Origin of the sequence: Kitasatospora sp. NPDC057512 (assembly GCF_042802135.1) — a bacterium.
Taxonomy (GTDB): domain Bacteria; phylum Actinomycetota; class Actinomycetes; order Streptomycetales; family Streptomycetaceae; genus Kitasatospora.
Map to the genome: position 1 here is coordinate 1 of NZ_JBHVET010000193.1, position 12,015 is coordinate 12,015.

Annotated in this window: 9 protein-coding genes; 5 read left to right on the top strand and 4 right to left on the bottom strand. The window is 73.9% G+C overall.

Annotated elements, in window-relative coordinates:
* The 3 genes from ACFU6K_RS15370 to ACFU6K_RS15380 all read right to left on the bottom strand — a co-directional run.
* On the bottom strand, positions 1-2,680 hold a 2,680-nt coding region (locus ACFU6K_RS15370), incomplete at its 3' end, for an alkaline phosphatase family protein (protein ID WP_380663332.1).
* Between the two features lie 4 nt (positions 2,681-2,684).
* Positions 2,685-4,115, bottom strand: a complete 1,431-nt coding sequence (locus tag ACFU6K_RS15375) for an ABC transporter permease (protein WP_380663334.1) — start codon at positions 4,113-4,115, stop codon at positions 2,685-2,687.
* Complete coding sequence (locus ACFU6K_RS15380) at positions 4,112-5,056, bottom strand: ABC transporter ATP-binding protein (protein WP_380663335.1); 945 nt, start codon at positions 5,054-5,056, stop codon at positions 4,112-4,114. Before ACFU6K_RS15380 ends, ACFU6K_RS15375 begins: the two co-directional genes overlap by 4 nt.
* A gap of 282 nt (positions 5,057-5,338) precedes the next feature.
* Here ACFU6K_RS15380 and ACFU6K_RS15385 point away from each other — a divergent pair, with 282 nt between their 5' ends.
* From ACFU6K_RS15385 to ACFU6K_RS15400, 4 genes are all read left to right on the top strand, one after another.
* Positions 5,339-6,097 carry a class I SAM-dependent methyltransferase gene (locus ACFU6K_RS15385; protein ID WP_380663337.1) on the top strand — a complete coding sequence of 253 codons (759 nt, stop codon included), beginning with the start codon at positions 5,339-5,341 and terminating at the stop codon, positions 6,095-6,097.
* A 174-nt stretch (positions 6,098-6,271) separates the two neighbouring features.
* A complete protein-coding gene (locus tag ACFU6K_RS15390) occupies positions 6,272-7,783 on the top strand; it encodes a Y4yA family PLP-dependent enzyme (protein WP_380663338.1) in 1,512 nt (503 codons plus the stop codon).
* The gene (locus ACFU6K_RS15395; protein WP_380663340.1) at positions 7,780-9,126 is read left to right on the top strand and encodes a pyridoxal-phosphate dependent enzyme; all 1,347 of its coding nucleotides are present in this window, start codon (positions 7,780-7,782) and stop codon (positions 9,124-9,126) included. Before ACFU6K_RS15390 ends, ACFU6K_RS15395 begins: the two co-directional genes overlap by 4 nt.
* Positions 9,127-9,138: 12 nt before the next feature.
* Positions 9,139-10,338: an aminotransferase class V-fold PLP-dependent enzyme gene (locus ACFU6K_RS15400; RefSeq protein WP_380663341.1), complete on the top strand. Its 1,200-nt coding sequence runs from the start codon at positions 9,139-9,141 to the stop codon at positions 10,336-10,338.
* A gap of 14 nt (positions 10,339-10,352) precedes the next feature.
* Here ACFU6K_RS15400 and ACFU6K_RS15405 read toward each other — a convergent pair whose 3' ends face one another.
* Positions 10,353-11,066 carry a BTAD domain-containing putative transcriptional regulator gene (locus tag ACFU6K_RS15405; protein WP_380663343.1) on the bottom strand — a complete coding sequence of 238 codons (714 nt, stop codon included), beginning with the start codon at positions 11,064-11,066 and terminating at the stop codon, positions 10,353-10,355.
* A 505-nt stretch (positions 11,067-11,571) separates the two neighbouring features.
* Between ACFU6K_RS15405 and ACFU6K_RS15410 the strand changes: the two genes are divergently transcribed.
* A partial coding sequence (locus ACFU6K_RS15410) for a S8 family serine peptidase (RefSeq protein ID WP_380663344.1) occupies positions 11,572-12,015 on the top strand: 444 nt, incomplete at its 3' end.

The window sequence follows — 12,015 nt, forward strand, 5'->3', positions numbered from 1 at the left end:
CCCCGGGGTACGGCGCGGTCCAGTTGTGCGTCTGGTACCAGACCAGGTGCTCCATCTGCGCCGGGTTGGCGTGGTCCGCCACGGCGTTCGGGCCGGTCAGCCGCTGGTGCGACTTCCAGGTCTCCCACCGGGCCGCGACCGGCTGCTGAGCCGCCGGCGGCGCGGTCGTGGCCGGCGCCGCCGCCCGGAGGTCCTGCTCCCCGGGGACGTCGAGGCCGCAGGAGGGCGGCGTCTTCAGGCCGTCGGTCAGCGAGGTCCGGTTGGGCACCGCGGTGAACGGCGTGTAGTCCGGCCGGTCGGTGAAGGCCCCGGTCATCGGGCTGGCCGCGCTGTCCTTCTGGTTCATCGGGTGGATGCCGAGGATCTGCTCGATGGTGCGGACCATCGTGATCTGCGAGTAGTAGCGGCTGTCCACGGCCCCGTGCTGCGCCCAGGGGCTGATGATCTGGATCGGGGCGCGGTGGCCGTCCACGTGGTCGAGGCCCGCCTGGGAGTCGTCCTCGACGACGAAGATCGCCGAGTCCTTCCAGTACGGGCTGTGGGTGATCTCGTCGACGATCCGCCCGGTCGCCAGGTCGTTGTCGGCGACCTGCGCGGCCGGGCTCGCCGGGCCGCCGGTGTGGTCGCTGGACAGCCAGAGCATGTTGAGGTTCGCCGGGCCGTTCCGCTCGAAGTCCTGCTTCCAGACCTGGTAGCGGTACAGGTCCGGCACGTCGGTGTCGAACCTCGGGAAGCCGGGCACCGAGACGCTGTTGAGCGAGGGGATCGGCGAGGAGGACTTGAGGGCGTAGGCGCTGGCCTGCCCGGTCGCGTCCATGGTCCGCGAGTCGCAGTACAGGTTCTGCCAGGTGGCGTCGGCGGGCTTGTCCAGGAACTGGTGGAACTCGCCGAAGTCGCGCACGGTCTTTCCCGCCGCCTGCGCGCCCGTCCACAGGAAGCCGGACCGCTGGTGGCCCAGGGCGTCGTCCTCGGTGTCGTAGCTGCGCTCGTACTCGCCGGCCGAGGACTCGGTGTACTCCGGGTTGTCCGCCTGCATCAGCCAGTTGTGGCCCTCGGCGGAGTTGGTGCCGATGTCGTAGGTGTTGTCGTAGAGCCCGAACTGCTCGGCCAGGGCGTGCTGGTTGGGCGTCACGGCGGCGCCGAACTGGGCCAGCTTCGGGTCGCCGTCGCCCTCGGCGACGTCGCCGAAGACCTGGTCGTAGGTCCGGTTCTCCTTGACGATCAGGAAGACGTGCTTGATCGGCGACGGGTCGCCGATCCGCTTCGGCACCACCTCCTCCTTCGCCTTGTGGCCGTTCGCCAGCTTGACCGCGTCGTTCGTCCAGCCGTTCTGCCGGAAGACCTTGGCGGTCTGCGCGCGGATCACCTTGTCGCTCGGCAGCGTGAACCGGGTGAGGCTGGAGGTGGTGTCGTGGGTCTTGTGGGCGCCGGTGCTGTTGGGCCGCCGGGCGTCGATGCCACGGGTGTTGGAGACGATCACCTCCGAGCCGACGGTGGCGATCTCCGCCGGGAAGTAGTCCGTGGGCAGCAGGCCGACGTAGCTCACCGGCTCCTGCGCGCCGGCGAAGCGGTAGACGGCCACGGCGTTGGCCCGGCCGAGGGTGACCAGCAGCCGGCCGTCCTCGGTGAGGGTCACCGCGGTGGGCTCGTAGCCGACGGAGGCCTCCGGCCAGGGCTTGGTGGAGACGGTCTGGACGACCCTGTCGTGCGCGGTGTCGATCACCGACACCTCGTCGCTCGCGGTGTCGGCGACGAACAGCACCCCGTTCTTCGCGTACAGCGCGGTCGGGTGCAGGCCGACGGCGATCGAGCCGACGGCGGCGGCCGGGTCGGCGAGGTCGATCACGCTGACCGTGCCGGTGGTGGTGGCGGCGGTCGCCGGGTCGGCCGGGACCTGGGTGCCGTAGGAGTTGATCGTGGTGTCCCCGGCGGTGGCCGCCCGCCCGCCCTCGTCGGAGACGTACAGCTTCCCGCCGACCCGCACCACGCCGCGCGGCGCGTTGCCGACCGTCCAGCTCCGCTGGACCGCGCCGGTCGCCGCGTCGATCGCGACCACCCGGTTCTGCCCGTTGACGGCGGCGTACACCGTCGAGCCGTCGGCGGAGAACACCGCCCCGGAGGCCAGCGCGTGCTTCTCCCCGTCCGCCGGGATCCGCACCGCCACCGGGGCGGCGAGGGTGCCGTCGGGCTGGACGGCGAACCGGGTGTAGCCGTCCAGCTGGCCCAGCCACAGCTGCCTGCCGTCCGGCGAGTAGACCGGGGACTCCTGGCCGACCGAGCCGTTGGGGATGCGCAGCTCGTCCGCCTTGTTGGTGCCGACGCGCTGCTTCACCTTGCCGGTCTTCAGGTCCACCACGACCAGCGCCGCGTCGCCGTCGGTGACGGCGGCGGCCAGGTGGGCGCCGTCCGGGCTGACCGTGGAGCCCATGATCTTGCCGTTGTCCAGGACCTGACGGCTGCCGTACGGGGCGAGGTACTGGTCGCTGGAGATCACCAGCCCGTTCTCGGTGGTCTGGCCGACCTGGTCCTCGTCGAACTGGTGGGTGCTCGCGAAGGCCGTGCCGGTGGCCACGGCCACCGCCGTGACACAGGCCGTGGCGAGTGCGGCCCTGCGGCCCACCCGGCGGCCCAGGAGGACCACGTGGGCGTTCCGGCTGCGTCGACGACGCGTTACCTGCATGGCGTCAGCCCTTCGTTGGATTCGTCGTACTGGCGGGGGAAGCGAGCAGTGCGACCTGACCGTCGAACTGCCAGAGCGGGTTCGGCGCGTCCCCGGTCGGGGTGCGCACCAGGAAGTAGCCGTTCACTTCCTTCGGGCCGTCGCCGTCGGCCGTCAGCCGTCCGTCCGAGGCCACGTCGAGCTGGTAGACCGCCGTCCCCGGCGCGTCCGTGCCGGGCAGGTGCCAGGTGACCACGCAGCGCCAGTCGTTGCCCGGGCCCTCCGGGTCGACCTGGCCGTCGCCCCGCCGGCAGTCCGCGGTGGCCCGCAGGTCGGCCTCCGTCACGGCGGGGCGGTGCAGCTGGTCGGTCTGCAGCCGGTACAGGTGCGCGAACACGGTGGCGACCTCCTGCTGCACCTTCGCCTGCGTGATCCCCGAGCCGGTCGAGGGCGTGGCGGCGGCGACGGCGCCGGTGGTCAGCGCGAGCAGCCCGGCCAGCGGCAGCACCCCGGCGAGGAGCGTGCGGCGCCCCACCCCGTCCTCGCTGCCGGTGGTGAAGTCCCGCCGGACGAAGAGCCGGTAGGCCGCCGCGGTGGCGGCCGCGGCCCAGAGCAGGGCGACCGCGACGGCGATCAGCGGCTCGTCGAGCCGGCCCGGATCGGCGAACAGCCCGTTCCAGGCGACGAAGGCGTACCCGGGCAGGGCGAGGCGCAGCGCCACCGGCAGCGGCAGCAGCTGGGCGAGCTGCATCGCGACCGCCGCCAGCGCGGGGACCAGCAGCCCCATCGGCGAGCGGCCCAGCAGGACGGAGCCGAGCAGTCCGAGCGCCGCCAGGGCCAGGGTCGGCGCCAGCGCGCACGCCCAGGCCAGCAGGACGGCCACGGCCGCGTCCGACGGCGGCAGCAGGTGTCCGTCCACGCCGACCAGCGGCTCGTCGCCGACCGCCGCCAGGCCGCCGACAGTGCTCGACGCCGCCAGTCCGGCCGTCAGCAGCACGATCACGGTGGCGCCGGCCAGCGCCTTCGCCGCGAAGATCCGCCGCGGCGAGCGGACCGTCACCAGCAGGTGCCGCCAGGTCCCGAGCCGGTCCTCGGCGGCGAACACGTCGCCCGCGACCACCGAGGTCAGCAGGGGCAGCGCCCAGGAGCCCGCGAAGCCGAGGACCACCAGCGGCCCGGCCCAGCCCGTGGCGTGCATCCAGCGGCCGAACAGGGTGTCGGAGGGCAGCGTCCCCTGCTGGGCGACGGCGGCCGTGAACAGGCCCGGCGCGCTCCAACAGGCCAGCACCAGCAGCCTGATCCGCCACTGGGAGAGCAGCTTGACCAGCTCGAAGCGGTACACCCGGCCCACCGGCACCGGGCGCGCCCCGGGGGCGACGCCGGCGGCGGTCGCCGCGCGTCCGGCCGTGACCGTGCCGATGCGCCCCTCCATGACTCCCTCTCCGCGCTCGGTCATCGTCCGTCCTCCTGCTGCTCGGTCAGGGCCAGGAACGCCGCCTCCAGGGGCGGGACCACCGGGGCGACCTCGCGCACCCGGACGCCCGCGTGCACCAGCGCGGCCACCAGCTCCTCGACGGCCGGGCCCGGCGCGTGCACCACCAGCGCCCCGGCCGCGCGTCCCGTCCCGGCCTCCGCCGCGACCCGCACCCCGGCGACCCGGGCGGCCACCCGCCGGGCGGCGGCGGGATCGGAGGTGAGCAGCCGGTGGTCGAGCGCGCGGTCGTCCGCGGCCAGCCCGCCGAGCGGGCCGGAGAAGCGGACCCGTCCGGTCGCCAGGATGGTGACCTCGTCGCAGAGCGCCTCCAGGTCGTCCATCCGGTGGCTGGAGAGCACCACGGTCACGCCGTCGGCGGCGAGCCGGCGCAGCGTCCCGTGCACGTGCTGCTTGCCGGCCGGGTCCAGGCCGTTGGACGGCTCGTCGAGCACCAGCAGCCGGGGTTCGGTGAGCAGCGCCGCGGCCAGTCCGAGCCGCTGCCGCATGCCCAGCGAGAAGCCCCGCACCCGGTCCTCGGCGACCTCGCTCAGCCCGACCTCGGCCAGCACCTCGTCGATCCGGCCGGACCGGCCGTCCTGCCCGCGCAGCGCCGCCAGCGCGGCCAGGTTCCGCCGGGCGGTCAGCGACGGGTAGAGCCCGGGTCCGTCCACGAAGCCGGCCACCCCGGGCGGCGCCGGGCGGGCCCGGCCGACCGGTCTGCCCAGCACCTCCAGGTCGCCCTCGTCGGCGGCGGCCAGCCCGAGCAGCAGCCCGAGCAGCGTGGTCTTCCCGGCGCCGTTCGGCCCGGCCAGTCCGTGGATCCGCCCGGGCGCGAGCTCCAGTGCGACGGCGTCGAGCGCGACGACGTCGCCGAAACACTTCGTCAGTCCCCGTGCGCGTACGGCGGGTTGGTTTTCCGTCATGGCTCCTTCTCGCGGTTCCCCAGGGAACCTAGGGGGTTGACCGGGCGCCGTCAGGTGCGCCCGGTTGAACTCCTGCGGAACAGCAGCGGCCCGCGCCGTGGCGGTCCTGCGAGCACCCCGCGGGTGCACCGACTGGAAAGCTTCACATGAAAACGGATATCGTTTCGCTGGCCGGGCACGACCCGCCAGGCTCGCGCCGGACCGGTTGCGGAGCCTGATGAACATGACAAACATGGGCGGAAGGCGAAGCCTCGAATGCGCACGGACACGGCGGGAGTCGGGATGCGAGTGGACGCCGCTCTGGCCGGGACCTGGGTGGACCGCTGGGAGCGCCAGCAGGAGCGGTACGCGGTGGAGCGCGAGGAGCGGTTCACCGTCATCGCCGACGTGCTGGAACAGACCGTCGGCCACCGCGCGCGGCCGCTCGTCGCGGACCTCGGCAGCGGCCCCGGCTCGCTGTCGGCGCGGGTCGCGGCCCGCCTGCCGCACGCCGAGATCGTCGCCGTCGACATCGACCCACTGCTGCTCGCCCTCGGCCGTGCCCGCCACCCCCGGGTGGCGCGCTGGGTCGAGACCCTGATCGGCCGCCCCGGCTGGATCGGGGACCTCGGCCTCGACCACCCGCTGGACGCCGTGGTGTCCACCACCGCGCTGCACTACCCGCCGCCGGACGCCCTGCTCGGGATCTACCGCGACCTCGCCGGCGCGCTGCGGCCCGGCGGCGTCCTGGTCAACGGCGACCACCTCATCCCCGAGGAGCGGCCGCTCGCCGAACTCGCCCTCGCGATCGGCCGCCGCCGCGCCCAGCGCAAGGGCACCGGCGCCGCCGAGGACTGGTCCCAGTGGTGGGCCGCGGCCGGGCGGGTCCCCGAGTTCGCCGACCTGCTGACGGCCCGCGAGCGGCAGCTGCCCCCGACCGACGGCCCCGGCAACGGCCTGTCGGCGGCCCGGCACGGCGAACTGCTGCGGGAGGCCGGCTTCCGCCAGGCCGGACCGGTGTGGCAGTACGGCACCAGCTCCGTCCTGGTGGCCCTGCGCTGACCCCGCCCCAAGTGCCCATGCGGAAAGCCGGGTTCCGCATGGGCACAGTCTTTGCGAGGGCGTGACAGTAAGCGCCCTGTTGATCACCCAGGGAAACAGTTACCGTTTCCCTCGGTCGCCGACGTCCCTGCCGCGCACGCCCCACGCCGACTTCTCACGGAGAGCTGGTTTCGCATGCGGTCCTCACCGCTGTACCTCGAACCACGGTTGGAGCCCCCGCTCCGGTCCCTCCTGGCGGAACGCGACCTCCTGCACACCCTGACCGACGCGCTGGGCTCCCCCCTCAACCTGCTCCTGCCCGAGCAGATCGCGGACAACCTGGCACGCTTCCGGGCCGTCTACCGCAAGCACCGCCTCACCGGCCGGATCCACTTCGCCCACAAGGCGAACCGCTCCAGCGCCCTGGTCCGCCGGCTCGCCGCCACCGACGCCGGACTGGACGTCGCCTCGCTCGCCGAACTCCAGCACGTGCTCGGGGCCGGCTGCCCGCCCGAGCGGATCATGGCGACCGGCCCGAAGAACCGCGAGTACCTCTGGCTGGCGGCCCGCACCGGCGCCACCGTCCACCTGGACTCCCGCGCCGAACTCGACGCCCTGGCCGACCTGGTGCGCGCGCACGCCCTGCCCCGGGTGCCCGTCATACCGCGGCTGTCGGGCTTCGTGGCCCCGGGCACCACGGTGCTCACCCGGCCGAGCCGGTTCGGCACCGACGTCGCCGGACTCGACGGCCTGCTCGACGCGCTGGAACGCCACCGGGACGCCGTCGAGACGACCGGTGTCGCCTACCACCTGGACACCACCGGCGTACCGGAGAAGGCCGTCGCCCTGGAGACCTGCGTCACGGTACTGAACGAGTGCCGGCGCCGGGGCCTGAACCCCCGCACCATCGACATCGGCGGCGGCTTCGGCGTCAGCTACCTGGCGGACGCCGCCCAGTGGGAGCGGTACACCAGCGAGCTGACCGACGCCGTCCTAGGCCGTCGCCCCGCCCTCACCTGGCAGGGCCACGGCTACGGGCTGCGCGCCGAGTCCGGCCGACTGCGCGGAGCCCTCGGCCTCTACCCGGCGCACCGCCCGGTGGCCGCCGAGGCCTACCTGGACGAGCTGCTCTCGACCCCGGCGCCCACCCTCGGCCGGCCGCTCGGCACGCTGCTGCTGGAGAACCTGTACGACCTGGCGGTGGAGCCCGGCCGGGCGCTGGCCGACCAGTGCGGGGCGACGCTCGCCCGCGTCCTGGAGGTCCGGCACACCCCGGCGGGCGAGCGCCTGGTGCGGCTGGAGATGAACGCCCGGGACGTGGGCCTGGAGGAGCACGGGGTGCTGATGGACCCGCTGCTGGTCCCCCGCCCCGGCGCCCCGGACTCGCCGGACGGTCCAGAGGGCCCGGACTCGCCGGACGGCCCGGTCGGGGTATACCTGATCGGCAACCTCTGCCTGGAGACCGACCTGATCACCCGCCGGACGGTCTTCCTGCCCCGCCTCCCCGCCCCCGGCGACCTGCTCGCCTTCGCCAACACCGCGGGCTACCTCATGGACTTCAGCGCCGGCCCGGCGCTGCGCCAGCCCGTCGCGCGCAAGGTCGCCGCGTACCGGCAGGACGGCGCCTGGCGGTGGCGCCTGGACGAGCAGTACTGGCCCGTCGACGTGACGGCGGCCGCCGAACACCGGGGGGACGGACACGCATGAGGTACGACAGCATCACCGACGCCATAGGCAACACCCCGCTGGTCCGGATCGACCCGGCGGTCACCGGCCTGCGGCACATCGACCTGTACGCCAAGCTGGAGCTGCTCAACCCCTTCGGCTCGGTCAAGGACCGCGCCGCCTGGAACATGACCCGCGAGGCGATCCCCGGCGCCGTCGAGCGCGGCGACACCGTCGTGGAGCTGTCGAGCGGCAACACCGCCAAGGCGCTCGCGCTCATCGCCGGCCTGCACGGACTGCCGTTCAAGAGCGTCACCAACCGGATGCGGGTCCCCGAGATCAAGGACCTGCTCCTGCTGCTCGGCGCGGAGATCGAGGAACTGCCCGGCCGCACCGAGTGCCTCGACCCGACCGACACCGACGACCCGCTCACCCGCATCCACCGGATGCTCTCCGAGACGGAGTCCGGCTACCTGCACACCGACCAGTACTACAGCCGGCTCAACCTCGACGCCCACCTCACCGGCACCGGCCCCGAGATCGTCCGGGACCTCGACGGCCGCGCCCCCGACCACTTCATCGCCTGCGTCGGCACCGCCGGCTCCTCCACCGGCGTGGCGGCCGTGCTGCGCGCCCACGACCCGGCCGTCGACGTGCTCGGACTGGTCGCCCACAAGTCCGACTTCATCCCGGGCATCCGGACCATCGACGAGGTGCACGAGGTCGGGCTGTTCGCCCCCGCCACCTACGACACCATCGCGACGGTGACCGCCGACCAGGCCATCGACGGCATGCTCACCCTGGTGCGCCGCTGCGGCCTGCCGGCCGGACCGACCGGCGGCGGCGCCTTCTTCGGCGCGCTGCGCCACCTCCGCTCCGTGGACGAGGAGTTGGACGCGGAGTTGACACAGCGGGGCACCGGCGAGCGGCGCACCGCCGTGTTCATCGTCTGCGACCGGGTGGAGAGCTACCTGAGCTACATCCGCAAACGGCGGCCCGAGCTGTTCAACCAGCCCGCCCGGCCGAACTCGGTGGCCACGGTGACGCCCGCCGAGCTGGCCGCCGCCCGGGTCGTCGAGGTCGACGCCGCGCGGAAGTGGATCGCCGAGGAGCGGCCGCTGGTGGTCGACCTGCGCGGACCGGCCGCGTACGCGGCGCTGCACATCGAGGGCTCGGTCAACATCGTCGACGAGCTGTTCGACGAACTCCTGCACGGCGGCCTGCCGTTCGGCAGCCGACAGCCGGTGCTGCTGGCCTGCCCGGTCGGCGAGAAGTCGGCCGCCTACGCGGCGCTGCTCACCCGGATGGGGCACCTGGACGCGCGCAGCCTGGCCGGCGGCGTCATCGCCTGGCGCGACGCGGGCGCGCCGCTGGTCCGGGACTGAGCGGGGCCGGCCATGACCACCCCTGACGAAATCCTCAGCGAACTCCGCGACTGGCACCGCGAGTTGCGGGACCACTTCCCCATCATCACCGGCCACCCCGACCAGGCGTACCTGGACAGCGCGGCCACCTCGCAGAAGCCCCGGGCGGTGCTCGACACCGTCCAGCGCTACCTGACCACCGCCAACGCCAACGCCGGCCGCGGCACCTACACCTGGGCCAACGCCACCACCGCGCTGGTCGACCGCACCCGCACCCGGGTCGCCCGCTTCCTCGGCGACCCGGCTCCCCGGCAGCGCTCCGGCGTCCACTTCGTCAGCGGCGCGACCGAGGGGCTGCGCGCGGTCGCCCGGGACTGGCTCCCCCAACACCTGCGGGACGGCGACGAGATCATCGTGCCCTTCGCCGACCACGAGGCGAACGCGCTGCCCTGGCTGGAGGCCCAACAGCTGCTCGCCGACCGGGGCGTGCGCGTCACGGTGCGCGAACTGCCGTACGACCCGGCCTCGCAGGACTACGACCACCGGGCACTGGCCTGGCTCGTCACCGAGCGCACGGCGTTCGTCGCCGCCACCCACGTGCACCACGTGTACGGCGGCGACATGAACGTCCACCGCATCCGGGCCGCGGTCGGACCCGAGGTGCCGATCTGCCTGGACGCCGCGCAGAGCGTCGGCCACCTGCCGGTGGACGTCGGCACCCTGGACGTCGACTTCGTGGTCTTCTCCGGACACAAGGCGCTGGCCCTGCCCGGCACCGGCGCGGTCTGGGCCCGCAACACCCGGGGCCCGGCCTTCGCCCCCGGCGGCTGGGCCGGCACGCCCAACACCGCCGGGATCGCCAGCCTGGAGGCCGCCCTGGACTGGCTCGACGCCGCCGGGACGGAGCGCATCCGACGGTGGAACAGCGCGCTGGCCGCCCGGCTCACCGACGGGCTGCGCACCCTGGCCCCGTACGAGGTCCTCGGCTGCCAACGGAGCCTGGCCGCCGACTCCGAGGTCCAGCGGCGCGAGGGCATCGTCACCTTCCGGCACCGCGGCATCGGCTCCAACGACCTGGGCTTCGTCCTCGCCAGCCACGGCCTGATGGTGCGCGCCGACGGCCACTGCCAGGCGCGGGCCGGCGAGAGCGAGAGCTCGGTGCGGGTCAGCCTGCACGTCTACAACTCCCCGGAGGAGGTCGACCTGCTGCTCTCCGTGCTGCGCGGGCTGTAGGGCCTGTCGGACCGTCACATCCGCTGGAGGTTGCGCACCAGGCCGGTCATCTTCGGCGACGGGGCGACGTTCAACTCCCGCTGGAGGAACGAACGGTAGTGCTGGTAGGAGCGCAGCGCGCTGGCCAGGTTGCCCTCGGCGAGGTGCACCTCGACCACGATCCGGTGGGCCGTCTCCCGGACGGGGTCGATGGCGATCGCCGCCAGCGCTGTCTGCAGTGCCGACAAGTAGCGCTCCGCATCGCAGAGTTGGTGGGCCAGGCCCTCCAGGGCGTACAGCCGCAGCTGGTCCCACCGCTCGCGTTCCAGGGTCAGCCACTCCTCCTCCCAGCCCGGCAGCAGCTCGGCGGCGAGGTCGTTGACGATCTCGTCGCAGTTGACCGGCAACCGGTCGAGCCCGGCCACGACTTGGCGTGCGGAGCGGCGCGCGTACCGCAGGTCCACCCGGACCGCCGGCGCGAGGCGCAGCCACTGCCCCGGGCTCTCGACCGGTACGGCACGCGCGCGCCGCCGCACGTGGTAGAGGGCGGTGCGCAGGTTCGCGGCCGCGCGGCGCTGGGTGCAGTCCGGCCAGAGCCGCTCGGCGGCCGCGCCGCGCGGCACACCGTCGTCGTGCAGGGCGAGGAAGGCCAGCAGATGCTGCGCACTCACCGGGAGGGCGATGCGGTGTCCCTCACCGGTGGCCTCGAAACCCCGCAGCAGTTCGATGCGCGGACCGTCCCACAACACACCTCCACTCTGTCGCGTCACGCCGTCGCCCGCACCCGTTCGGGCGCGCCCCGGTTGCGGCCCGGGCCCGTCACGGCGGTGTCCGTCCGGCCCCGGATCACCGTCGCGCCCGCGTCGCACGGACGTTGTGGCGACATCACGCCGACGCCGCCCGGGCGTCACGACGGTCGTCGCCGACCGTTACGGCCACGCCCGGCGATCGACCGGCCGACACCCTAATGGGCGGCCCCCGAACGGGTGTTGAAGAAGGGGACGATCCGTCGCGGACACGCCGTCCGGTCCCCGGCCACGCCGGTGGTCACGGTGCGTGCACCGACCGGGCCGTGACGCGGCGAACGTCCACGGCGGATCCGCCACGCGGACGCGACGCGTCCGCGACGGCACCCCCGCGCCGGCCGTGACGCTCCCGGGCACACCCGTGCGACGGCCGGCCCGTTGACTGGCACCACCTGCTGACCGGCGGGGCGCACCCGACGTCCCGCCCGACATCGGAAGGCCATCCCCCATGAAGGCCAGATCGGTGCTGCGCGACGTCCGCGCCCCCGAGGACGAACTCCTCGGCGACCCGGCCGTGTGCATCGCCGTCCTGGACGGTCCGGTCGACCTGTCGCACCCCTGCTTCGAGGGAGCGGACCTCACCCGGCTGGACACGCTCGTCACCGAACCGGCCGGCAACGGCCCGATGTCGCTGCACGGCACCCACGTCGCGAGCCTGCTCTTCGGCGGCCCCGGCAGCCCGGTGACCGGGCTCGCCCCGCGCTGCCGCGGACTGGTCCTGCCGGTCTTCACGGACGCGGGCGAGGGGCGGGTGCCCCAGCTCGACCTGGCCCGGGCGGTCGAACGCGCCGTGCAGGAGGGGGCGCAGATCATCAACATCAGCGGTGGCGACCCCGGCGGGGATGCCCAGCCGGATCCCATGCTGGAACGGGCGCTGCGGCTGTGCGAGGAG

Coding starts and splice junctions, on each gene's coding strand:
- ACFU6K_RS15380 (WP_380663335.1), bottom strand. CDS start 5,056: ATGACGGAAAACCAACCCGCCGTACGCGCACGGGGACTGACGAAGTGT.
- ACFU6K_RS15375 (WP_380663334.1), bottom strand. CDS start 4,115: ATGACCGAGCGCGGAGAGGGAGTCATGGAGGGGCGCATCGGCACGGTC.
- ACFU6K_RS15400 (WP_380663341.1), top strand. CDS start 9,139: ATGACCACCCCTGACGAAATCCTCAGCGAACTCCGCGACTGGCACCGC.
- ACFU6K_RS15385 (WP_380663337.1), top strand. CDS start 5,339: ATGCGAGTGGACGCCGCTCTGGCCGGGACCTGGGTGGACCGCTGGGAG.
- ACFU6K_RS15395 (WP_380663340.1), top strand. CDS start 7,780: ATGAGGTACGACAGCATCACCGACGCCATAGGCAACACCCCGCTGGTC.
- ACFU6K_RS15390 (WP_380663338.1), top strand. CDS start 6,272: ATGCGGTCCTCACCGCTGTACCTCGAACCACGGTTGGAGCCCCCGCTC.